The 23,609-nt window shown below is 64.2% G+C and carries 17 protein-coding genes, 4 pseudogenes and 1 riboswitch; of the genes and pseudogenes, 1 reads left to right on the top strand and 20 read right to left on the bottom strand.

Annotation, left to right across the window (positions count from 1 at the left end):
• Positions 1 to 47 precede the first annotated feature (47 nt).
• The 11 genes and pseudogenes from thiC to murD all read right to left on the bottom strand — a co-directional run bounded on the left by thiC (position 48) and on the right by murD (position 13,246).
• Positions 48 to 1,895, bottom strand: coding sequence for a phosphomethylpyrimidine synthase ThiC (gene thiC / locus H9K75_RS16355; RefSeq protein WP_187723418.1), 1,848 nt, complete (start codon positions 1,893 to 1,895; stop codon positions 48 to 50).
• Between the two features lie 118 nt (positions 1,896 to 2,013).
• Positions 2,014 to 2,122, bottom strand: a riboswitch (TPP riboswitch).
• 46 nt (positions 2,123 to 2,168) lie between these two features.
• Positions 2,169 to 2,345 (bottom strand): hypothetical protein, encoded by a 177-nt coding sequence (locus tag H9K75_RS16350; protein ID WP_187723417.1) that lies wholly within the window; start codon positions 2,343 to 2,345, stop codon positions 2,169 to 2,171.
• Between the two features lie 19 nt (positions 2,346 to 2,364).
• Positions 2,365 to 3,287, bottom strand: a pseudogene (lpxC, locus tag H9K75_RS16345) (UDP-3-O-acyl-N-acetylglucosamine deacetylase).
• A gap of 207 nt (positions 3,288 to 3,494) precedes the next feature.
• Entirely contained in the window at positions 3,495 to 4,709 is a 1,215-nt protein-coding gene (ftsZ, locus tag H9K75_RS16340; protein WP_187723416.1) for a cell division protein FtsZ, read from the bottom strand.
• A gap of 162 nt (positions 4,710 to 4,871) precedes the next feature.
• Complete coding sequence (gene ftsA / locus H9K75_RS16335; protein WP_187723415.1) at positions 4,872 to 6,101, bottom strand: cell division protein FtsA; 1,230 nt, start codon at positions 6,099 to 6,101, stop codon at positions 4,872 to 4,874.
• A 15-nt stretch (positions 6,102 to 6,116) separates the two neighbouring features.
• On the bottom strand, positions 6,117 to 6,995 hold the full coding sequence (locus H9K75_RS16330; protein ID WP_187723414.1) for a cell division protein FtsQ/DivIB: 879 nt from the start codon (positions 6,993 to 6,995) through the stop codon (positions 6,117 to 6,119).
• Entirely contained in the window at positions 6,992 to 8,011 is a 1,020-nt protein-coding gene (locus tag H9K75_RS16325) for a D-alanine--D-alanine ligase (RefSeq protein ID WP_319016834.1), read from the bottom strand. The genes H9K75_RS16330 and H9K75_RS16325 overlap by 4 nt, the downstream gene beginning before the upstream one ends.
• On the bottom strand, positions 8,008 to 9,441 hold the full coding sequence (gene murC, locus H9K75_RS16320; RefSeq protein WP_187723413.1) for a UDP-N-acetylmuramate--L-alanine ligase: 1,434 nt from the start codon (positions 9,439 to 9,441) through the stop codon (positions 8,008 to 8,010). Before murC ends, H9K75_RS16325 begins: the two co-directional genes overlap by 4 nt.
• Entirely contained in the window at positions 9,438 to 10,508 is a 1,071-nt protein-coding gene (gene murG / locus H9K75_RS16315) for an undecaprenyldiphospho-muramoylpentapeptide beta-N-acetylglucosaminyltransferase (protein ID WP_187723412.1), read from the bottom strand. Before murG ends, murC begins: the two co-directional genes overlap by 4 nt.
• A complete protein-coding gene (gene ftsW, locus H9K75_RS16310) occupies positions 10,505 to 11,785 on the bottom strand; it encodes a putative lipid II flippase FtsW (protein ID WP_187723411.1) in 1,281 nt (426 codons plus the stop codon). The genes murG and ftsW overlap by 4 nt, the downstream gene beginning before the upstream one ends.
• Positions 11,782 to 13,246: pseudogene (gene murD, locus H9K75_RS16305) on the bottom strand (UDP-N-acetylmuramoyl-L-alanine--D-glutamate ligase). The gene ftsW and the pseudogene murD overlap by 4 nt, the downstream one beginning before the upstream one ends.
• A gap of 63 nt (positions 13,247 to 13,309) precedes the next feature.
• Here murD and H9K75_RS16300 point away from each other — a divergent pair.
• Entirely contained in the window at positions 13,310 to 13,645 is a 336-nt protein-coding gene (locus H9K75_RS16300; RefSeq protein ID WP_187726178.1) for a hypothetical protein, read from the top strand.
• Between the two features lie 85 nt (positions 13,646 to 13,730).
• Here the strand turns inward: H9K75_RS16300 and mraY are convergent.
• From mraY to hslV, 9 genes and pseudogenes are all read right to left on the bottom strand, one after another.
• Positions 13,731 to 14,908 (bottom strand): annotated as a pseudogene (gene mraY / locus H9K75_RS16295) (phospho-N-acetylmuramoyl-pentapeptide-transferase).
• A complete protein-coding gene (locus H9K75_RS16290; protein ID WP_187723410.1) occupies positions 14,899 to 16,350 on the bottom strand; it encodes a UDP-N-acetylmuramoyl-tripeptide--D-alanyl-D-alanine ligase in 1,452 nt (483 codons plus the stop codon). The pseudogene mraY and the gene H9K75_RS16290 overlap by 10 nt, the downstream one beginning before the upstream one ends.
• Positions 16,347 to 17,861 (bottom strand): UDP-N-acetylmuramoyl-L-alanyl-D-glutamate--2,6-diaminopimelate ligase, encoded by a 1,515-nt coding sequence (locus H9K75_RS16285; protein WP_187723409.1) that lies wholly within the window; start codon positions 17,859 to 17,861, stop codon positions 16,347 to 16,349. Before H9K75_RS16285 ends, H9K75_RS16290 begins: the two co-directional genes overlap by 4 nt.
• On the bottom strand, positions 17,858 to 19,609 hold the full coding sequence (locus H9K75_RS16280; protein ID WP_187723408.1) for a peptidoglycan D,D-transpeptidase FtsI family protein: 1,752 nt from the start codon (positions 19,607 to 19,609) through the stop codon (positions 17,858 to 17,860). Before H9K75_RS16280 ends, H9K75_RS16285 begins: the two co-directional genes overlap by 4 nt.
• Entirely contained in the window at positions 19,606 to 19,947 is a 342-nt protein-coding gene (ftsL, locus tag H9K75_RS16275) for a cell division protein FtsL (RefSeq protein WP_187726074.1), read from the bottom strand. Before ftsL ends, H9K75_RS16280 begins: the two co-directional genes overlap by 4 nt.
• A pseudogene (rsmH, locus tag H9K75_RS16270) lies at positions 19,947 to 20,872 on the bottom strand (16S rRNA (cytosine(1402)-N(4))-methyltransferase RsmH). Before rsmH ends, ftsL begins: the two are co-directional and overlap by 1 nt.
• Before the next feature lie 9 nt (positions 20,873 to 20,881).
• Complete coding sequence (gene mraZ / locus H9K75_RS16265) at positions 20,882 to 21,310, bottom strand: division/cell wall cluster transcriptional repressor MraZ (protein ID WP_187723407.1); 429 nt, start codon at positions 21,308 to 21,310, stop codon at positions 20,882 to 20,884.
• 254 nt (positions 21,311 to 21,564) lie between these two features.
• Positions 21,565 to 22,881: an ATP-dependent protease ATPase subunit HslU gene (gene hslU / locus H9K75_RS16260; RefSeq protein ID WP_187723406.1), complete on the bottom strand. Its 1,317-nt coding sequence runs from the start codon at positions 22,879 to 22,881 to the stop codon at positions 21,565 to 21,567.
• Between the two features lie 163 nt (positions 22,882 to 23,044).
• Complete coding sequence (gene hslV, locus H9K75_RS16255) at positions 23,045 to 23,590, bottom strand: ATP-dependent protease subunit HslV (RefSeq protein WP_187723405.1); 546 nt, start codon at positions 23,588 to 23,590, stop codon at positions 23,045 to 23,047.
• Positions 23,591 to 23,609 lie beyond the last annotated feature (19 nt).

Below are 23,609 nucleotides of genomic sequence, written 5' to 3'. Positions count from 1 at the left end.
CCGGAGATTTGCGTTCCGCAAAGCTTGGTTCACCTTTGCAACCGGCATCAGGCGACCGATTGAATCGGAATGTAGAGTTCACCGCCGCCTTCGCGGAACTCGCCGGCTTTTTCCTGCATGCCCCTGGCCGCGAATTCGCGCACTTCCTGCGTGATCTTCATCGAGCAGAATTTGGGTCCGCACATCGAGCAGAAGTGCGCGACCTTCGCGGAATCCTTGGGCAGCGTCTCGTCATGAAACTCGCGGGCGGTGTCGGGATCGAGGCCGAGATTGAACTGGTCTTCCCAGCGGAAGTCGAACCGCGCCTGGCTCAGCGCATCGTCGCGTGAGCGCGCCCCCGGATGACCCTTGGCCACATCGGCAGCGTGCGCCGCAATCTTGTAGGCGATGATGCCCTGCTTCACGTCGTCGCGATCGGGCAGGCCCAGGTGTTCCTTGGGCGTCACATAGCACAGCATCGCCGTGCCGAACCAGCCGATCATCGCCGCGCCGATGGCCGATGCGATATGGTCATAACCGGGTGCGATGTCGATGGTCAGCGGACCCAGCGTGTAGAACGGCGCCTCGCCGCAGTGCTTGAGCTGCTCCTGCATGTTGGCCTGAATCAGGTGCATGGGCACGTGGCCCGGCCCTTCGATCATGGTCTGCACGTCGTGCTTCCAGGCGATCTGCGTGAGTTCGCCGAGCGTGTGCAGTTCGGCAAACTGCGCTTCGTCATTGGCGTCCGAGGCGCAACCCGGGCGCAGGCCATCGCCTAGCGAGAAGCTCACGTCGTACTGCTTCATGATGTCGCAGATTTCCTCGAAGTGCTCGTACAGAAAGCTCTCGCGGTGATGCGCCATGCACCATTTCGCCATGATCGAGCCACCGCGCGAGACGATGCCCGTGCGGCGTGCGGCGGTGAGGTGAATGTACGCAAGGCGCACGCCCGCGTGGATCGTGAAATAGTCCACGCCCTGCTCGGCCTGCTCGACAAGCGTGTCGCGAAAGATTTCCCACGTCAGGTCCTCGGCGACGCCGCCTACTTTTTCGAGCGCCTGGTAGATCGGCACCGTGCCGATGGGCACCGGCGAATTGCGCACGATCCAGTCGCGGGTGGTGTGGATGTTCTTGCCGGTGGACAGATCCATCACGTTGTCCGCTCCCCAGCGAATCGCCCAGACGAGCTTTTCCACTTCTTCCTCGATGCTCGACGTCACGGCGGAATTGCCGATGTTCGCGTTGATCTTCACGAGGAAATTGCGACCGATGGCCATCGGTTCGACTTCGGGGTGATTGATGTTGGCCGGGATGATCGCGCGGCCCCGGGCCACTTCGTCGCGCACGAATTCCGGCGTGATGATTTTCGGGATGCTGGCGCCCATCGGATTGCCCGCAAGGCGCTGTTCGCGGGCCGCATCCTGCATGTACTGCTGCATCCATTCGCGGCGACCGTTCTCGCGGATCGCCACGTACTCCATCTCGGGCGTGACGATGCCGCGCCTTGCATAGTGCATCTGCGTGACGTTGGCACCGCTCTTCGCGCGGCGCGGCTGGCGCTGCAGCGCGGCGGCCTCGGCACGCAGTTGTTCGAGACGGAGGTCGTCGGCGTCGCCCTTGCGCCCGTCATCGAGCGCAACGCGCAGACGGCCCGCGTAGTACTCGCTGTCGCCACGCGCGTCGATCCATTGGCCACGCACGCTGGGCAGGCCCTGGCGCACGTCGATGGCGACGCCGGGATCGGTGTAGGGACCCGAGGTGTCATACACGCTCACCGTCTCACCATGGGTGAGCGCGATGTCGCGCACGGGCACGCGCAGATCGGGCTGGCTGCCCGTCAGATAGCTTTTGGTGGATGCGGGAAACGGCTCGCGGCTCAGCGAAAGCAGTTGGGAAAACCTGTCGATTGCGTTCATGATGGTTGCACTCCTTGGATCTCGGTCTCAAAGGGAATGCTCCGCAATCGGCTGGATCGCAATGAAGGGACTTGTGGCGTGAAACCCATTTCGGGCGAGCGCGCGCGCGTCACCATGCAGATCCAACTGCAGCTCTTCTTACGCTGGTACTAACCAGATCAAGTTCGCGGTTCCAGTGGTCGGGTCCACTGTCTCAGCACGCCATACGTGCACCCCGGAGCAAGCGCGAGTATAGGGGCAAAGGTATGAAACGCCAATGACGGCCGCGGGCGGTCAGACGATGCGCTCGAGAAACAGCACGGCAAAGAACACCAGCGCCGCGATCAGCATCCATTTGATGATGATGAATCCGTAGCGCTTGTATTGCGGCCGGCCCGTGGCCGCATAGAACGCGAAGCACAGGGCGGCGGCCACCACCAGAAACATGACGATGGCGCGAAAGATCAGCATGCGAGCGCGCCGCCGTCGATCACCACGCGTGCGCGGGCATGGCGAAGCCTGCGGGGCCTGGCGCTCGCTCTCGAACGTGGCGATCTCCCAGCAGTCTTCGTGGGCCAGAAGTTCGCGCAGCAACAGGTTGTTCAGGCCATGGCCCGAGCGGAATGCGCTGTACGCCGCAAGCAGCGGCTTGCCGACCACATACAGGTCGCCGATGGCGTCGAGGATCTTGTGCTTGACGAATTCGTCGTCGTAGCGAAGACCATCGGAATTGAGCACCTTGTAGTCGTCCATGACGATGGCGTTGTCGAGCCCGCCGCCAAGCGCCAGACCGTTCGCGCGCATCATCTCGACGTCCTTGGTGAAGCCGAAGGTGCGTGCACGCGCGATGTCGCGCGTGTAGTTGTCCGAGCCCATGTCGAACTCCACGCTCTGCCCGGTGGAGTCCACCGCCGGGTGCGCGAAATCGATCTCGAACCGCAGCTTGAAGCCGTGATAGGGATCGAGACGCGCCCACTTGAGGCCAGTGCCCTCGCCCTGGCGGATTTCGACCGGGCGGGTGACGCGGATGAAGCGCTTGGGAGCGCTCTGCTTTTCGACGCCCGCGCTTTGCAGCAGAAACACGAACGAGGCCGACGAGCCGTCGAGAATCGGCACTTCCTCCGCCGTGATGTCGATGTACAGATTGTCGATGCCAAGGCCCGCGCAGGCCGACATCAGATGTTCGATGGTGTGCACCTTGGCACCGCCCACGCCGATGGTGGAGGCCATGCGCGTATCCACGATGGCCATGGCGTTCACGGGGATATCCACCGGCTCCGGCAGATCGACGCGGCGAAACACGATGCCCGTGTCCGGCTGTGCCGGACGCAACGTCAACTCGACCCGATGGCCGCTGTGCAAACCGACGCCAACGGCGCGCGTCAGGGTCTTGATGGTGCGTTGATGAAGCATCATTGAATTGTAGGTCAACAGAGAGAAACAGGGCTCCCGGATCTCTCTATATCCGCAATAGAAAATAATGTGACGCTACGAATTTTGGAGCACAAAAAAAAAGAGGAAGCGGTTCCCCGCTCCCTCGACTCTCTGTTTAACTCTCACGTAGCTCTTGTTCAACGTTTCTCAACGCGAATTCGCTGACAGGCACCTCGTGGTGCGACATCAGTCGGCCTGCTTGCGCAGGAAGGCCGGGATTTCCAGCTCTTCCATGCCACCCGACGACAGCGCATCGACGCGCGCCGTGGCGTGCGTGCGATTGGTGCGCCAGACGCTGGGCACGGACATGTTGTCGTAGCCGGGCTGGGCAGCACCGCCAGCCGCGCCCACCGAACCACCGACCGCCATGTTGTAGGGCAGGTTGTCGGTGCCGGTGCGCAGGCCGCCCTGCACCACCGAGATCGGCTGGCGACGCGCGCTGGCACGCGACAGGCCGGTGGCCACCACGGTCACGCGGATGTCGTCGCCGAGCGTCTCGTCGTAGGCCGCGCCGAAGATCACGTGCGCATCCTGCGAAGCGTAGGCGTTGATGGTGTTCATCGCCAGGCGCGACTCGGACAGCTTGAGGCTGCCCTTGCTCGCCGTGACCAGCACCAGCACGCCCTTGGCGCCCGAAAGATCAATGCCTTCGAGCAACGGGCAGGCAATCGCCTGCTCGGCCGCGATGCGCGCACGGTCGGGACCGCTCGCGGTGGCCGTGCCCATCATGGCCTTGCCGGGCTCGCCCATCACGGTGCGCACGTCTTCGAAGTCGACGTTCACCTGGCCGTATTCGTTGATGATTTCAGCGATACCGCCGACCGCGTTCTTGAGCACGTCGTTGGCATGCGCGAACGCTTCGTCCTGCGTGATGTCGTCACCGAGCACGTCAAGCAGCTTTTCGTTGAGAACAACGATCAGCGAATCGACGTTGGCTTCGAGTTCGGTCAGACCTTCGTCGGCATTCTTCATGCGACGGCCACCTTCCCAGTCGAAGGGCTTGGTGACCACGCCCACGGTCAGGATGCCCATTTCCTTGGCAACGCGCGCGATCACGGGAGCCGCGCCCGTGCCGGTGCCGCCGCCCATGCCCGCCGTGATGAACAGCATGTGTGCGCCGGTGATCGCCTGACGGATGTCCTCGACCGCCAGCTCGGCAGCGTCGCGTCCCTTATCAGGCTTGCTGCCCGCGCCCAGGCCGCTGCCCCCCAACTGGATGGTGCGGTGCGCGGTGCTGCGTGTCAGCGCCTGCGCGTCGGTGTTGGCGCAGACAAATTCCACGCCCTGCACGCTGCGCATGATCATGTGCTCGACGGCGTTGCCGCCGCCGCCGCCGACACCGATCACCTTGATCTGCGTGCCTTGGTTGAACTCTTCGGACTCGATCATTTCGATGGTCATGTTGGTGCTCCTAACGCTGGTTCTTCAATTGCAATTGCCGAAAATGGATGGGATTTCCCGAATGTGATTTCTCTCGATGGCGGAGGTCCCGTACTTCGCCATCGGTCTCTGGTGGGTGGAGGCGGTCCGGCGCGCGCGAGCCACAGAAGATGTGCAGTCATCTCAGAAGTTCCCCACAATGAAGTCCTTGAGACGACCGAACGCTGTCTTCACAGACCCGCTCTTGGCCGCGACCTTGAATCCGCGCAGGCGAGCAAGCCGCGCTTCCTCCAGCAAGCCCATCACGGTCGCGGCACGAGGCTGGGCGATCATGTCGGACAGAGCGCTGGAATACTTGGGGATGCCGCGTCGCACCGGCTTGAGGAAGATGTCCTCGCCCAGTTCGACCATGCCCGGCATCACCGCACTGCCGCCAGTCAGCACAATGCCTGACGACAGCACCTCTTCAAACCCCGACTCGCGTATCACTTGTTGCACGAGTGAAAAAATTTCTTCGACGCGCGGCTCGATCACACCGGCAAGCGCCTGCTTGGAGAGCATGCGCGGGCCGCGATCACCGAGGCCCGGCACTTCGACCTGTGCCTCGGGATCGGCCAGCAACTGCTTGGCGTAGCCGCTCTCGACCTTGATGTCCTCGGCGTCCTTGGTCGGGGTGCGCAGCGCCATGGCGATGTCGCTGGTGATCAGGTCACCGGCAATCGGAATCACGGCCGTGTGGCGGATCGCACCACCGGTGAAGATCGCCACGTCGGTCGTGCCCGCACCGATATCGACCACGGCCACGCCGAGTTCGCGCTCGTCATCGGTCAGCACGGCCTGGCTGCTGGCAAGCGGGTTGAGCATGAGCTGCTCGACCTCGAGGCCGCAGCGGCGCACGCATTTGATGATATTTTCGGCGGCGCTTTGCGCGCCCGTCACGATGTGGATCTTGGCCTCGAGACGGATGCCGCTCATGCCGATGGGTTCGCGCACATCCTGGCCGTCGATCACGAATTCCTGCGGCTCCACGAGCAGCAGGCGCTGGTCGCTGGAGATGTTGATGGCCTTGGCGGTTTCGACCACACGCGCCACGTCGGTCGCCGAGACTTCCTTGTCCTTCACCGCCACCATGCCGCTCGAATTCAGGCCGCGGATGTGGCTGCCGGTGATGCCGGTGTAGACGCGCTGGATCTTGCAGTCTGCCATCAGCTCGGCCTCCTTCAAGGCCTGCTGGATGCTCTGCACCGTCGCGTCGATGTTGACCACCACGCCACGCTTGAGCCCGTTGCTTGGCGCAATGCCCAGCCCGGCGAGCTTGAGGTTGCCGTCGTGCATGACCTCGGCCACCACCGCCATCACCTTGGCGGTTCCGATATCCAGGCCTACAACCACATCTTTGTATTCTCTTGCCATAAATCCGTCCTGCCCTCAGTTGCTTCGCCCAGGGGTGCGTGTCGTTGTAGTAGTGCGCGTGGCCGTCGCTGGCCGCGCCGCTGGTCGCGCAGCCGCCTGTGCCTTCGCACGCGCTGCTGCTGCTTCTGCGCTCACCGTGGTCACCCCACGCAAGCGCAACGCATATCCATCCATCTGCCGCAGGTCCGCCGACTCCAGCGCAGCCACGTTGCGGCCCTGCTGCGCGGCGACCCTGGAGACCGTGCGCACAAAGCGATCGAGGCGCTGCGTCACGTCGTTGGTCGATCCGCTGCCCAGCTCGATGGCAGCGCCATTGTCCAGTTGCACGCGCCAGCTGCCACGGCCATTGAGCACCACCGCATCGATGGGCGAGCCGAGCGGCTTCATCCTGGGCACGAGGTGGTCGTACATGCGCAGCACGTCGAGCGATCGGCCTTCCGGGCCTTGCAGGCGCGGCAGCTTGTTCTCGTCGTCTTCATCGGCCGCAGCCTCGAACACTTCGCCGAAATTGTTCACCAGCGTGGGACTGCCTTCGGCGCCCCAGAACGCGCGGGCCTTGTGCTCCTCGATTTCCACGGCCAGACCGTTCGGGTAGTCGCGCCGTACCTGCGCCGACCGGATCCATGGAACGTTCTCGAACTCTTCCTTGGCCTGCCGCAGATTCAGCGTGAAGAAATTGCCCATCAGACGCGGTGCCACGTTGGCGCGCAGGCTCACCGGGTTGGTGTGCGAGAGGTCGCCATGCACCACGATACGGCCGATTGCAAACGCCGGATTGCGCAGAAACCACCAGCTTCCCGCCGTCACCAGACCCACGGCGCAGCACACGAACAGGATCGTGGCGATCATGTTCATGAGCCGGACGTCGAGCGGTGCTGGCAGAGCGTCGTTCATTGCGCGCCGGCTCCTGGTTCAGTGGACGGTTGACCCTGCCGTGCATCGAGCGATGCGCTCATCAGGATGCGGATGCAGAGTTCGGGATAGTCGAGGCCGCTTGCCTTGGCCGACATCGGCACCAGCGAGTGGCCGGTCATTCCCGGCGAGGTGTTGATTTCGAGAAGAAACGGCTTGCGGTCGGTCTTGCGGATCATGATGTCGGCGCGCGCCCAGCCCCGGCAGTCCAGCGTGCGGAACGCCTGGACGACGAGGCGCTGGATCTCGCGCTCTTCGGCGTCGGGCAGGCCGCTCGGGCAGTGGTACTGCGTGACGTCGGTGAAGTACTTGTTCTGGTAGTCGTACTTGCCATCGGGCGCGACGATGCGGATCACCGGCAGTGCGCGCGCGTCGCGGCCCTGGCCGAGGATCGGGCAGGTAGTCTCGTCACCGTCGATGAATTGCTCGCACAGCACTTCGGGGTCGAAGCGCGCCGCAAGGTGGTAGGCCTGCTCGCACTGGCCCACCGAGGTCACCTTGGTGAGGCCGATGGTCGAGCCTTCGCGCGCCGGCTTGACGATCATCGGCGAGCCCAGATCCTTGAACGCCTGCGCGGTTTCCGCGGCGCTTGCCACCAGCTTCCAGTCGGGCGTGGACAGACCTTCCGCGCGCCAGATGCGCTTGGTCATGGTCTTGTCCATTGCAATGCTGGACGCCATCACGCCGGAGCCGGTGTAGGGAATGCCAAGCAGTTCGAGCGCGCCCTGCACCGTGCCGTCTTCGCCGTGGCGACCGTGCAGCGCGATGAAGCAGCGGTCGTAGCCATGGGTCTTGAGATCGCAAAGATTGTTGGTCGAGGGATCGAAGGCATGCGCATCCACGCCGCGCGACTGAAGCGCCTGCAGCACGCCGCCGCCCGACATCAGCGAGACCTCGCGCTCGGCGGACGAGCCACCCATCAGCACCGCCACCTTGCCGAGGCTGCGTGCGTCCATGGGGTTCACCGTCTTGTTGTTGCTACTGCTGCTGTTGTTCATTGCGCCTTGCCCTCCTGCGCGGACTGGTTCATGCCCGAGACAATCTCGGAGACTTTTGCGGGCACCGCTCCGATGGAGCCAGCGCCCATGCACATCACCACGTCGCCGTTCCTGGCACCGCTCAGGATGCGCTGTGGCAGCTCGGCGACGTCGTCGATGAACACCGGCTCGACCTTGCCTGCCACGCGCACCGCACGTGCCAGGGCGCGTCCGTCGGCGGCGACGATGGGTTGCTCGCCCGCTGCATACACCTCGGTCAGCAGCACCGCGTCGGCCTCGCCCAGCACCTTCACAAAATCTTCGAAGCAGTCGCGCGTGCGGCTGTAGCGATGCGGCTGAAAGGCCATCACCAGACGACGACCCGGAAATGCGCCTCGCGCGGCGGACATCGTGGCCGCCATCTCGACGGGATGGTGCCCGTAGTCCTCGATGAGGTCGAAGCGTCCGCCGTCGCTTGCGGGCAGATCGGCGATACGCTGGAAGCGCCGGCCCACGCCGTTGAAGCTCGCAAGGCCTCGCAGCAGCGCCTCGTCGGGCACGTCGACCTCGGCGGCGACCACGATGGCGGCCAGCGCGTTGAGGACGTTGTGCATGCCCGCGAGATTCAGCACCACATCGAGATCCGGCCCTGCCACCGCGCCGCCGCGCTTGACGCGAAAGTGCATCTGCGTGCCCACCGCGCGCACGTCGGTGGCGCGAACCTGCGCGTCTTCGCCGAAGCCGTAGGTGATCACCGGGCGCGTGAGGCGCGGCATGATGTCGCGGACTGCCGGGCTTTCGATGCACAGGATCGCCGTGCCGTAGAACGGCATGCGGTGCAGGAAATCGACGAAGGCGCTTTTGAGTTTCTCGAAGTCGTGACCGTAGGTCTCCATGTGGTCGGCATCGATGTTCGTGACCACCGCCATCACCGGCAGCAGATTGAGGAACGATGCGTCCGACTCATCGGCCTCGACCACGATGTATTCGCCCTTGCCGAGCTTGGCATTCGCTCCCGCGCTGTTCAGGCGTCCGCCGATCACGAAGGTCGGATCGAGTCCGGCCTCGGCCAGCACGCTCGCCACCAGACTGGTGGTCGTGGTCTTGCCGTGTGCACCGGCAATCGCAATGCCCTGACGCAGGCGCATCAGCTCGGCGAGCATCAGCGCGCGCGGCACGACGGGAATATTGCGCTCGCGTGCGGCAACCACTTCCGGGTTGTCGCCAAGCACGGCGGTGGACGTGACCACGGCGTTCGCGCCGTCGATGTTGATGGCCGCGTGACCGATGTGGGTGCGGATGCCGAGTTCCTGAAGACGGCGCAGCGTCGCGCTGTCCGACAGGTCCGAGCCCGACACCACATAGCCGAGGTTGTGCAGCACTTCGGCAATGCCGCTCATGCCCGAGCCGCCGATGCCGACGAAATGGATGTGACGGATGGCGTGTTTCATGCGGCCAGTTCCTCACATGCGGTCACCACCTCGTGGGTGGCGTGGGTCTTTTCCATGGCCTTTGCCTTCAGCGCCTTTTCCTGCAGTTCCGAGCGCTGCAAATTCACGATCATGTCCGCCAGTCCACGCGGCGTGAGGTCGCGCTGCTGCACGAGCCAGCCACCACCCGCATCGACCAGAAACTTCGCGTTCGTGGTCTGGTGGTCATCGACTGCCGAGGGAAACGGCACGTAGACCGCAGCCGCGCCCACGGCGGCGATTTCCGTCACCGTGCTGGCACCCGAGCGGCAGACAATCAGGTCCGCATCGGCAAAGGCCGAGGCAGTGTCCTCGATGAACGGCGTGAGCGTGGCCTGCACGCCCGCAGCCTCGTAGTTGCGGCGCAGCGCGTCGATCTGCGTTGCGCCGCTTTGATGAATCACCTCGGGACGCTGCTGCGCCGGAATCAGCGCCAGCGCCTGGGGAACGATGTCGTTGAGCGCGCGCGCACCGAGACTGCCGCCCACGACAAGCAGCCTGAGCGGCCCGCTGCGACCCGCAAAACGCGAAGCCGGATCGGCCTTCTGCGTGAATGCGGCGCGCAGCGGATTGCCCACCCACTGGCCTTTCTTGAAGACGTTGGGAAACGCGGTGAAGATGCGGTCCGCCACACCGGCCAGCACCTTGTTGGCCATGCCTGCTACCGAATTCTGCTCATGCAGCACCAGCGACTTGCCGGCCAGCACGCCCATCATTCCACCGGGAAAGGTCACATAGCCGCCCATGCCGACCACCACGTCGGGCTTGACGCGGCGCACCACCGACAACGCCTGCCAAAAGGCGCGCAGCAGCTTGAAGGGCAGCAAGGCCAGCGTCACCAGCCCCTTGCCACGCACGCCGGAAAAATCAATCGGCTCGAGCGGAAAACCCTTGGGCGGAACGATGCGCGACTCCATGCTGCCGGGCGTGCCCAGCCAGTGCACGTTCCAGCCGCGATTGCGCAGTTCCTCGGCCACGGCGAGGCCCGGGAAGATATGCCCTCCTGTACCACCGGCCATGATGAGTGCGGTGCGCTGCCGACGGTTCATACGCGACCTCCGCGCATCAACACCTTGTTCTCATAATCGACGCGCAGCACCACCGCCAGCGCGACCAGATTCATGAGCGCCGCCGAGCCGCCGAAACTCATCAGCGGCAGGGTCAGGCCCTTGGTGGGTAGCGCGCCGAGATTCACGCCCATGTTGATGAACGACTGAAAGCCGATCCACATCGCGATGCCCTGGGCCACCAGACCGGAAAACACGCGGTCCAGCGCAATCGCCTGACGGCCGATGTGCATGATGCGGCGTGTGAGCCAGAGGAACGCAACGATCAGGATCATCACGCCGACGAGACCGAATTCCTCACCGATCACCGAGAGCAGAAAGTCGGTGTGCGCCTCGGGCAACCAGTGCAGCTTCTCGACGCTGCCGCCCAGACCGACTCCGAAGATTTCTCCGCGCCCAATCGCGATCAGCGCGTGCGAGAGCTGGTAGCCCTTGCCGAGCGCGTGCTTTTCGCTCCATGGATCGAGATAGGCAAAGATGCGCTCGCGACGCCATTCGGAGAACCACACCATGCAGGCAAAGGCCAGCAGCAGCACGGCTGCAATCAAAAAGAACATGCGCGCATTCACGCCGCCGAGGAACAGGATGCCCATCGCCACCACGGCGATCACCATGAACGCGCCCATGTCGGGTTCGGCCAGCAGCAGCGCGCCAACCACGGCCACGGCAATCGCCATCGGCAGCACGGCGCGGAAGAAGCGCTCCTTCACCTCCATCTTGCGGACCATGTAGTCGGAGGCGTAGATCACCACGGCAAGCTTGGCGAGTTCCGATGGCTGGAAGTTCATGATGCCCAGCGACAGCCAGCGGCGCGCGCCGTTGACGACCGTGCCCACGTGCGGAATCAGCACCGCCACCAGCAGCAGGATGGAGACCACGAACAGCCACGGCGCGTAGCGCTCCCAGGTGTTCATCGGAATCTTGAACGCGATGAACGCGCCGACGAACCCCATGCACAGCGACATGACGTGGCGCTTGACGAAGTGGTAGTGCTCGATGTTGCCAAAGCGCGGATTGTCCGGCATGGCGATCGACGCGGAATACACCATCACCACGCCCCATGCGAGCAAGGCAATCACCACCCAGAGCAGCGCCTGATCGAAGCCGACCATGCGCGCGGGAGTGGCCGTGGTCTGGCGGTATTCCGTGCCACCGATGCGCACCGGCAGAACGTCGGAGGCCTTCACCGGAATCGCTCCGAACCAACCGGAAATGCGCTGCCACGGAGTCAGGCGTTCTTCGCTTGCGACTGCAGTCATGCCTGTCCTCCCAATACCTGGCCGGTTTCTTCGGCGAGCGCCTGCACGGCTTCGCAGAACACGCGAGCGCGGTGCGCATAGTTGTCGAACATGTCAAAGCTCGCACAGGCGGGTGACATCAGCACGCCATCGCCTGCATGCGCGTTCCGGGCGCTGATCTCCACCGCCTCGACCATGCTCGCCGCATGCAGCACCACCACGCCCGTGTCCTGTAGAACGGCCTCGATCTGCGGCGCGTCGCGGCCCATCAGCACCACGGCGCGCGCATAGCGCGAGATCGGCAACGCGAGTGGCGAGAAATCCTGCCCCTTGCCATCGCCGCCCAGAATCACCACCAGGCGACGCTCGGGGCCGAGACCGCCCAGCGCGGCCACCGTGGCGCCCACGTTCGTGCCCTTGCTGTCGTCAAAATATTCCACGCCATCGACGATGCCGATGGGCTCCACGCGGTGCGGCTCGCCGCGGTATTCGCGCAGACCGAACAGCATGGGCGCGAGCGCGCATCCCGCCGCCTGCGCGAGCGCCAGTGACGCGAGCGCATTCATCGCGTTGTGGCGACCGCGAATGCGCAGCGCATCGGCGGGCATGAAACGCTGGATGTGCAGGTCTACCTCCTGCACGTTGCGGCCCTTGCGGCTGGTTTCGTCGGCCTCGTGTGCGCGCACCAGCCAGTTCATGCCGCTGACGTTCTCGATGCCGAAATCACCGGGACGCTGCGGCATGTCGCCACCGAAGGTCACATGCGCGCGCAACTGCGGCTTTTGCAGCTTCACGCGCACCGGTGGCGGCAACATGTCCATCACCATCTGGTCTTCGCGGTTCAGGATCATCAGGCCCTTGTCCCGAAGATGCGGGCCTTCGCCGCCGCATAGGCAGACAGACTGCCATGCCAGTCGAGATGGTCCTGCGAGATGTTGAGCACGGCGGCTGCGGTCGGCTCGAAGCCCTTCACACCGTCGAGTTGAAAGCTCGACAGCTCAAGCACCCAGACCTCGGGCAGGCTGTCCTCATCGATGTGCTTTGCGAGCGTGTCGAGCAGGGTCGGGCCGATGTTGCCGGCCATCGCAACGGTCTTCTCGGCGCACTGCACGAGCAGCGCGGTGAGCGAGGTCACCGTGGTCTTGCCATTGGTGCCGGTGATCGCCAGCACGGCGGGCCGGTAGTCGCGCGTGATCGCCAGCTCGTGCAGCGCGAGCGCATACAGGTCAAGCTCGCCGCCAACCGCAATCTGCGCGGCATTCGCAGCCTCAAGGACTGCGGCGATGGCGGTCGGAAACAGGCCGGGCGAGCGGTAGATCGCATCGAGCGACTGACCGTTGACCAGGTCTGCGCTGATTTCGCCCGCGACAAAGCGCACCTGCGGCAATTCCTGTTGCAGGCTGGCAAGCTGCGGCGGCGCTTCGCGCGTATCGGCCACGGTGACTTCCGCCCGCTCCTGACACACCAGCGCGCCATCGCCATGCCCGATGCACCGAGGCCGAGGACCAGCACGCGCTTGCCCTGCAGTCGTGGCTCGAACGCGGCTTGCTCCCGTGGCTGTTCGATCTGCTCTTCGGAGGCTTCGCCATCCTGCGCGTCGGCCTCGACAGGCTCGCCCGCATCCACGGGCGGCGCGGCGTCCGCATCGTCCTTGTCCTTGCCCTGCACATCGGCGAAGATGCGCGCCACGAATTCGGCGGCTTCGGCGGCGGCGGACTTGGCAGGCGCGACGAAGTCTGCGGCATCACCCAGAAACCCCGGCTTGGGCGTTTCGGGTTCCGGAGTCGCTGCATCGGCGAGGTCTTCGGGCACCGCCGAATCAACGGCCGCAGAAGCACCGGTCTCGACATCGGATTCAGTAGGCAGTTGCGCGGCCGATGACGCATCCGTCACGGGCAAATCCGCCTCCGGAACCTCTGGGGTTTCCGGGCGGCGGGCTGGCGCAGGGGGTCGTGCGGATACTGACTCATCTGAGCTTCAAGGTAGTCAGGCCGATGAGGCACAGCAACATGGTGATGATCCAGAAACGCACGACAACCTGCGTTTCCTTCCATCCGCTTTTTTCGAAATGGTGATGCAGCGGCGCCATCTTGAGCAGCCGTCGGCCTTCGCCAAAACGCTTCTTGGTGAACTTGAACCAGGTCACCTGCAGCATCACCGAGAGCGCCTCCACAACGAAGATGCCGCCCATCACGGCCAGCACGATTTCCTGACGCACGATCACGGCAATCGTGCCCAGCGCAGCGCCCAGCGCGAGTGCGCCGACATCACCCATGAATACCTGCGCCGGATGGGTGTTGAACCACAGAAACGCAAGGCCCGCGCCCGCCATGGCGGACGAGAAGATCATCAGCTCGCTCGCGCCCGCGATGTGCGGGAACAGCAGGTACCTGGAATAGCTGGCGCTGCCGGTCACGTAGGCAAAGATGCCGAGCGAAGCGCCCACCATCACCACCGGCATGATGGCAAGGCCATCGAGGCCGTCGGTCAGGTTCACCGCGTTGCTCGAACCCACGATCACCAGATAGGTCAGGATCACGAAACCCAGCACGCCAAGCGGATACGTCACTTCCTTGAAGAACGGCACGTTCAGACCGGCCTTGGCGGAAGATCGAGCGAGAAGCCCGACTGCACCCAGGAGACGAACAGTTCGAACACGCGCCAGTTGGAGTTCTCGGAAATGCTGAACACCAGATAGAGCGCGGCGACGAGGCCGATCACCGACTGCCAGAAATACTTCTCGCGCGAGCGCATGCCCTCGGGGTCCTTGTTGACGACCTTGCGCCAGTCGTCCACCCAGCCAATCGCGCCAAAGCCCAGCGTGACCACCAGAACAATCCACACGAAGCGGTTCGACAGATCGGCCCAGAGCAGCGTGGAGATGGTGATCGCCAGAAGAATCAGGACGCCACCCATGGTCGGCGTGCCGCTCTTGGCCAAATGCGACTGCATGGCGTATTCGCGGATCGGCTGGCCGATCTTGAGCGAGGTGAGCATGCGGATCACGCGCGGACCGGCGGCAAGCCCGATGACGAGTGCGGTGAGCGCCGCCATCACGGCGCGGAACGTGATGTACTGGAACACGCGCAGGAAACCGAACTCCGGCGACAACGCCTGCAACCATTGAGCGAGCGTCAGCAGCATGCGCGATCTCCCAACGGTTGCGTTGTCGTGCCGGTGGCATCTTTGGCCGACTGCGCCTGCAGTGCCTGCACCACTTGTTCCATCTTCATGAATCTCGATCCCTTGACCAGTACGCTGCCGATGTCCGGCACGCTCGCCTGCACCGCTGCAAGCAGCGCTGCCATGTCTTCAAAATGCCGTGCCGCTGGGCCAGCGGCTCGCGCAGCGTGGGTGGCCGCAGCGCCCAATGCGTAGAGCCAGTCGATGCCGCGCTCATGCGCGTAGGCACCTGCCTCGGCATGAAATTGCGGCCCCTGATCTCCGACCTCGCCCATGTCGCCGAGCACCAGCAATTGCGGCCGGGGCAGAGCGGCGAGCACATCGATGGCGGCGCGCACCGAATCCGGATTCGCGTTGTAGCTGTCGTCCACCAGCGTGATCGAGCGCTCGCCAGCGAACGGCAGCAGCGCCGCACGCGAGCGGCCCTTGACCGGCTCGAACTGCGCGAGCCCCCTGGCAATCGCAAACACCGGCACGCCCGCCGCCACGGCGCAGGCGGTCGCGGCCAGTGCGTTGGCAACGTTGTGGCGACCCGCGATCTGTAGCTCGGTGTCGAATGCGCCGAGCGGCGTGTCGATGCAGACCTTCCAGCCCGCGCCCTGCCACTCGGCCTTGGCGCATTGCACGTCGCCCGCGCTCTCGGCGAACGTGAGCGTGCGGCGATGGCCCGCGAGTTCGCGCCACAGCGGCGTGTATTCGTCGGCAGCGGGAAACACCGCGACGCCATCGCGCGGCAGCGCTGCGAACACGCTGCCGTTTTCGCGCGCAACGGCCTGCACGGTCTGCATGAATTCAAGATGCTCGCGCTGCGCGTTGTTGACCAGGGCCACCGTCGGGCGCGCGATGTCGGCCAGATAGGCAATCTCGCCCGGATGGTTCATGCCCATCTCGATCACCGCCGCTTGGTGCGTGGCCTGCATGCGCAGCAGCATCAGCGGCACGCCGATGTCGTTGTTGAAATTGCCCTGCGTGGCGAACGCCGCCTCGCCCTTCCAGGCACGCAGGATCGACGCGATCATCTGCGTCACGGTGGTCTTGCCATTGCTGCCCGTGACGCCAATCAGCGGGCCATGCCACTGCTTGCGCCAGCCAGCGGCGAGCGCGCCCATCGCGCGCAGGCTGTCGGGCACCTGAATGCCCGCGAGACCGGCCTCCTGCAAGCCGCCATGAGCGATTGCAGCCACGGCACCGGCGGCGCGCGCGTCGGCGAGAAACTGGTTGGCGTCGAAGCGCTCGCCCTTGAGCGCGACAAAAAGATCGTCCGCCGCCAGCGTGCGCGTATCGCTGTGCACGCGTTTGAAAGCCACGCCGCCATCGCCGATCAGACGCGCGCTCGGCACGCGTTCGGAGATCAGCGCGAAGGCCTCGCCGAGCGTCATGAGCGTGGGCTTGTGCAGGCTCATTGAGCGGCCCCGCGCAGACCGAGCGCGGCGCGCGCCTGCTCGATGTCGGAGAAATGGTGGCGCTCGCCGCGCACTTCCTGATAGTCCTCGTGGCCCTTGCCCGCAATCAGCACCACATCGGCGGGAGCGGCAGCGGCCAGCGTCTCGGCAATCGCCAGAGCGCGATCGGCCTGCACGCGCAGCGTCGTCGCCGCCGTCGTGCCCGTGAGGATCTGCTCGATGATGCTCATCGGCTCTTCGTTGCGCGGGTTGTCGCTGGTGACCACGACCTCGTCGGCCAGACGCTGGGCGACCGCGCCCATGTGCGGGCGCTTGCCGGAATCGCGATTGCCTCCGCAACCGAACACGCACCAGAGCTTGCCGCCGCGCTCCTTGGCCATCGGAGCCAGCGCCTGCAATGCCTTCTCGAGCGCGTCGGTCGTGTGTGAATAGTCCACGGCCACCATCGGCTGACCGGGCGACGTGATGCGCTCCATGCGGCCCGGCACCGGCGTGAGTTGCGCGCAGGCCCACAGTGCATGCTCCAGCGCCACGCCAAGCGAACGCAGTGCGGCAATCACGCCCAGCAGATTGGAGACGTTGTACAGACCGATCACCTGCGTCTGCAAGGTGTGCGCATTGCGGCCCTCGACCACGGTGAACACCAGGCCCTCGTCGCTGTAGCTGATGTCGCGCGCCTTCAGGCGAGCGGAGGTGCCGTCGCGCAGCGAGACCGGCCAGATGTCGAGCTGCGAACTTTCGAGTTCCTCGGCAAGCTCCCGGCCACGCTGGTCGTCGATGTTGATCACGGCCGCACGCAGGCCGGGCCAGTCGAACAGCGCGCGTTTGGCGGCCCAGTAGGCGCCCATGGACGGGTGATAGTCCAGATGGTCCTGGGTGAAATTGGTGAACATCGCAATGCGAATGCGCGTGCCCGCAAGGCGGTGCTCGGCCAGACCAATCGACGAAGCCTCGATGGCACAGGCACCGATGCCTTGCTCCACGAATTGCTCGAAGGCGCGCTGCAGGCGCACGGGGTCGGGCGTGGTCAGTCCCGTGGATTCGAGCGCACCGGGCATGCCCATGCCGAGCGTGCCCACCAGTGCGCAGCCCTTGTAGGTCACCACATCGGTCTGACGGGCCAGCGCATTGAGCGCCTCGGCCAGCCACCATGCGGTACTCGTCTTGCCATTGGTGCCGGTGACTGCCAGCACGTCGAGATGCGTGGTCGGCATGCCGAACCAGGCGGCGGCAATCGGCCCGGTCGCGTCCTTGAGGCCGCGCATCGACGCGAGATGCGCGCCGACGAATCCGAACGCATCGACACCTTCGAGTTCCACGAGGCAGGCCGTGGCACCGTTGGTCAGCGCATTGCCGACGTGAAAGCGGCCGTCGGTCGCGGCGCCGGGCCAGGCGATGAAACCATCACCGGGCTGAACCAGCCGGCTGTCGGTCTGCAGGGTGCCGGTCACGCGTTCACGCAACCAACGCACTGCATCCTGCGCCGATGTCAGCGAAAGCAGAACGCTCATAGTGGCTGCTCCTCGACGGGATTGCTGACGATCTGCGGACGCACGGCCATGTCGGGGGGCACGCCCATCATGCGCAGCGTCTGCTGCACGACTTCGCTGAACACCGGCGCGGCGGAGATGCCGCCGTAGGCCGAGCCCACCGTGGGCTCGTCGATCATCACCGCGACGATGACGCGTGGATTCTCGATCGGCGCCATGCCGGTGAACCAGCCACGGTACTTGCCGATCGCATAGGTCTTGCCGACCTGCTTGCGCGCCGTGCCCGATTTGCCGCCCACCGAATAGCCGATGGTCTGCGCCAGTTGACCGGTGCCGCCGGGGCCTGCGGCCATCTGCAGCATCTTGCGCACCTGATGCGCCGTCTTGGGCGTGAACACCGGCACGCCGACCGCCGGTTCGGTGGTCTTGAGTATCGTCGCCGGAATGACCTTGCCGTCATTCGAGAACACCGTGTAGGCGCGCGCCATCTGGAACAGGCTCGCCGACAGACCGTAGCCATACGACATCGTCGCCTGCTCGACCGGACGCCAGCTCTTGTAGGGGCGCAGCCGTCCCGTGACCGCGCCGGGAAAGGTGATCTGCGGCTTCTGCCCGAAGCCGACCGCCGAATAGGTCTCCCACATTTCGCGGGCCGGCATGTTCATCGCGAGCTTGGTGGTGCCCACGTTGCTTGATTTCTGGATCACGCCTTCGACCGTCAGCGCGCCGTAGTTGTGCGTGTCCGAGATCGTGGAGCCCGTGATGGTGATGCGCCCGGGCGTGGTGTCGACCGTCGTCTCGGGACGCACGCGGCCCGAGTTCAGCGCCAGGCCGATGGTGATCGGCTTCATGGTCGAGCCGGGCTCGAACACGTCGGTCATCGCGCGATTGCGCAACTGCTCGCCGGTCAGATTCTTGCGGTTACCGGGATCGTAGGTTGGATAGTTGGCGAGCGCCAGCACTTCGCCCGTGTGCGCATCCAGCACCACCACGCTACCGGCCTTGGCCTTCTTGGCGATCACGGTGTCGCGCAGCTTCTGGTAGGCAAAGAACTGCACCTTGCTGTCCACCGACAACTGGATGTCCTTGCCATCGACCGGCGGCACCTCGACCCCCACGCCTTCCACGATGCGGCCCAGACGGTCCTTGATCACGCGGCGCGAACCGGGCTTGCCCGCGAGTTCCTTGTCGAACGCGAGTTCCATGCCTTCCTGGCCGTGGTCTTCGACGTTGGTGAAGCCGACGATGTGCGCCGCGGACTCGCTCTCGGGATACTCGCGCTTGTATTCCTTGCGCTGGTAGATGCCCTTGATGTCAAGCTTGGCGATTTCCTGGCCCACGCCCCAGTCGAGCTGGCGCTTGATCCACACAAAGCTCTTGTCCTCGTCGGCCAGCTTGGCCTTGAGCGCGGGAAGAGGCATGTCCATGAGCTTGGCGAGCTTCTTGAGCTTGGCCTGGATTTCGGGGCTGTCCTGATCCACGTCTTCCGGAATCGCCCAGATGCTCGCGGCAGGCACGCTGGACGCGAGAATCAGGCCATTGCGATCCAGAATGCGGCCGCGATTGGCCGGCAGCTCGAGCGTGCGCGCAAAGCGTACTTCACCCTGGCGCTGGAAAAAATCATTGCCGAACACCTGCACATAGGCCGCACGGCCAGCCAGCGCGACAAAACCCAGCGCCACGGCTGCGACGATGAACTTGCTGCGCCAGACCGGCGTCTTGCTGGCCAGCAGCGGGCTGGATGTGTAGTTGACGCTGCGCGAACTCATCTGCGCCTCCCTGTCGTGGCGGCGGCGGCGCCGCTTGGAACGGCGGCGGGGGTGACCGCTGTCACCACGGGCGTTCCGTCGTCGGTCACGTATTGCGTGATGGCTGGCGTGGTCGAGACCATCTGCAGCTTCTCGCGAGCCATGGTCTCCACGCGCAGCGGTGTCGCCTGCGCGCGCTTTTCGACCTGCAGGCGCTGGTGTTCGGTCTCGAGGCGGCGCGCCTCGGCCTGCGCCCGGTCGAGTTCGGTGAACAGGCGGCGCGACTCGTACTGCGTGTTCACGAGAAACATCGAGCAGGCCATCACGGCGAGCAGCAGCAACAGGTTCAGGCGCAGCATCATGCCGGCACCTCCGTTCGCTCGGCCACGCGCATCACGGCACTGCGCGAGCGCGGATTGCCGGACACCTCGGCCTCGCCGGGCTTGATGCGATCAAGCGCCCTGAGCCGCATCGGCACCGGTGCAGCAAATGGCGCACGGCGGTCGTAGACCTCCTTGGAGTGCTGCGCGATGAATTGCTTGACGATGCGGTCTTCCAGCGAGTGAAAACTGATCACCACCAGACGCCCGCCGGCTTGAGAATCCGCAGGCTGCCTGCTAGCGCCTGTTGCAGCTCTTCAAGCTCGGCGTTGATGAAAATCCGAAGAGCTTGAAATGTGCGCGTTGCAGGGTTCTGGCCCTGCTCGCGGGTTTTGACCGCGCCAGCCACGAGGTCGGCCAGTTCGGAGGTGCTTGTAATTGGACCCCGTGTCTCGCGCCAAGCAACAATCGCCTTTGCAATGGGGCCAGCAAACCGTTCTTCGCCGTAGTCACGTATCACCTCCGTTATCTGCTTTGCTTCAGCGTCTTCCAACCACTGGGCAACGCTCTCACCACGGGTGGTGTCCATGCGCATGTCCAGCGGACCGTCGAAGCGAAAGCTGAAGCCACGCTCCGGATCATCGATTTGGGGAGAGCTCACGCCCAGATCCAGCAAGACACCATCGACGCTGCTCTCGGGCAGTTCGCCCAGATGGCTGAATCCTTCGTGCCGGATTGAAAAACGCGCATCCGTGATGCGCGCTGCGGCTTCGATGGCTTGTGGGTCCTTGTCGAACGCCACCAGCCGCCCGTTCGGGCCGAGCCGCGAGAGAATGAGCCCCGAATGACCGCCGCGCCCGAACGTTCCGTCCACGTAGGTGGCGGCGTCGGGGTGCGACGGATCCAGCAAGGCGTCGACCGCCTCGTTCAGCAAGACCGTGGTGTGCAGCAATGGCTGGTTCACTCTCGGCCTTCAGAAAGAAAAACCATTGAGAACTTCGGGCAGTTCGCCCTGCATCGCTTCGGCTTCCTGGGCGTCGTATTTCGCCTTGTCCCAGAGTTCGAAGTGATTTCCCATGCCCAGCAGGATCGTGTCCTTGCTGATGCCCGCGCCTTCGCGCAGTTCCGGCGCAACCAGCACGCGGCCCGTGGCATCCATGTCCACGTCCATTGCGTGACCCATGAAGATGCGCTTGAAGCGCACGGCCTCCATCGGCAGCGCGGTGATGCGTTCTCGGAACTTTTCCCACTCGGGGCGCGGAAAGATCATCAGGCAGCCGTGCGGGTGCTTGGTGATGGTGAGCTGGCCGGTCGCGTTCGCCATCAGGACGTCACGATACCGGGTCGGCACAGAGAGCCGCCCCTTGGCATCCAGACTGATTGATGACGCGCCTTGAAACACGGCGTTGGACCTCTGCTTGGTTGAAACCCTGAAACGGAAGATTTAGGGCACTTTTCACCACTAAATTGCACTTTTTTCCACTGTAGCAGGAAAAGAACACCGTGCAAGGGGTCAAACCAAACAAATTTGCAATGAAATCAAGGACTTAGGCCGTGTTTTAGAGAATGGCTAGCAGATAAAACCCTTATTTATTAAGCACTTAGGCTTTGTTCACGAAGTGACACTTGAGGGTTGGGAGTGGTCGAATAAAACCGTCAGAGAATGTATCTCGATAGGTCCTCGTTCTGACTGAGCATCTGCAGGCGGCCATCGACGTAGCCGGAGTCGATCTTCACGGTCTGGCCCGAAAGCTTGACCGCATCGAAGCTGACCTCATCGAGCAGTCGCTCCATCACCGTGGACAGCCTGCGTGCGCCGATGTTTTCCGTGCGCTCGTTCACGTCATAGGCGATGTGCGCAAGCCGCGTGATGCCGTCGGGCGTGAACTCAAGCGTCACGCCCTCGGTCGCCAGAAGCGCCTGGTACTGTTTGACCAGCGAGGCGTGCGTCTGCGTCAGGATGGCCTCGAAATCCTCGACCGACAGCGATTCGAGCTCCACACGGATCGGAAAGCGGCCCTGCAGCTCGGGAATCAGGTCGCTGGGCTTGGCCAGATGAAAGGCTCCCGACGCAATGAATAGCATATGGTCGGTCTTGACCATGCCGTACTTGGTGGAGACCGTCGTGCCCTCAACCAGCGGCAGCAGGTCGCGCTGCACGCCCTGTCGAGACACATCGGAGCCCGACGCCTCCTGGCGCGTGGCGACCTTGTCGATTTCGTCGATGAAAACAATGCCGTTCTGCTCGGCATTTGCCAGCGCTCGGCTCTTGACCTCATCCTCGTTGACCAGCTTGGCTGCCTCTTCGTCGGTCGCCAGCTTGAGCGCCTCGACGATCTTGAGTTTGCGCAGCTTGCGCTTCTCGCCACCCATCTGGCTGAACATGCCACGCAGTTGCTCGGTCATTTCCTCCATGCCCTGCGGGCCCATGATTTCCAGTTGCGGACGCGATTCGGCCAGATCGATCTCGATCTCCTTGTCGTCGAGCTGACCCTCGCGCAGCTTCTTGCGAAAGCTCTGTCGCGCCGCGCCATCGGGCGCCGGTTCGCTGCTGCGCGCAGGCGGCACGAGCACGTCGAGAATCCGTTCTTCGGCGGCATCCTCGGCGCGCATGCGCATTTTCTTCATGTCGGCCTCGCGCGTCTGCTTGACCGCGATTTCGACCAGATCACGCACGATGGAATCGACATCCTTGCCGACATAGCCCACCTCGGTGAATTTGGTCGCCTCGACCTTGATGAAAGGCGCATCCGCAAGCCGGGCCAGGCGGCGCGCGATTTCGGTCTTGCCGACACCCGTGGGGCCGATCATCAGAATATTCTTGGGTGTGATTTCGTGGCGCAGACCCGCATCGACCTGCTGGCGACGCCAGCGGTTGCGCAGCGCAATGGCCACGGCGCGCTTGGCGCTGTTCTGCCCGACGATGTGGTTGTCCAGTTCGGAAACAATTTCCTGCGGCGTCATTGAGTACATGGCAAGACCTGAAAAATTCGAAATTCAAGGAAAAAGGATGGGCCTCGCGGCCATTTCGGCGACGCCGGGGCGCAAGCGCGCCGCATCAAGGCATCGCCACACAACCATGCGAGGCGCGTGGGCCCTGTTGGCGGCATCGAAACGAGCCACCGCTGATCACCGCTCAAAGCGTCTCGATGCTGTGGTGCATGTTGGTGTAGATGCAGAGCTCACCCGCAATCGCCAGTGACTTGCGGACCACTTCCTCTGCGGACAGATCGGTATTGCTGAGCAGCGCCTTGGCGGCCGAATGCGCATAGGCACCGCCCGAACCAATCGCGACGATGCCCTGCTCGGGCTCCAGCACGTCGCCGTTGCCGGTGATGATCAGCGATGCGGACTCGTCCGCCACGGCCAGCATGGCTTCGAGTCGGCGCAGCACGCGGTCGGTGCGCCAGTCCTTGGTGAGTTCGATGGCGGCGCGCGTCAACTGGCCGTTGTGCTTTTCGAGCTTGGCCTCGAAGCGCTCGAACAGCGTGAAGGCGTCGGCGGTCGCTCCCGCGAACCCCGCGAGAACCTTGCCGCCGTAGAGCTTGCGCACCTTGCGCGCCGTGCCCTTGACGACGATGTTGCCCAGAGTGACCTGGCCATCGCCGCCAATGGCGACCTGAATGCCGTCCGCCGTCTGGCGGCGGACGCTGAGAATGGTGGTGCCGTGATACTGTTCCATGGCGTTGTCAGGTGAGGGT

It is taken from the genome of Diaphorobacter aerolatus, assembly GCF_014489535.1.
Lineage (GTDB): Bacteria > Pseudomonadota > Gammaproteobacteria > Burkholderiales > Burkholderiaceae_C > Diaphorobacter_A > Diaphorobacter_A aerolatus.
Note: the sequence above shows the minus strand (reverse complement) of the source record. Positions and strands in the feature narration are given on the sequence as shown.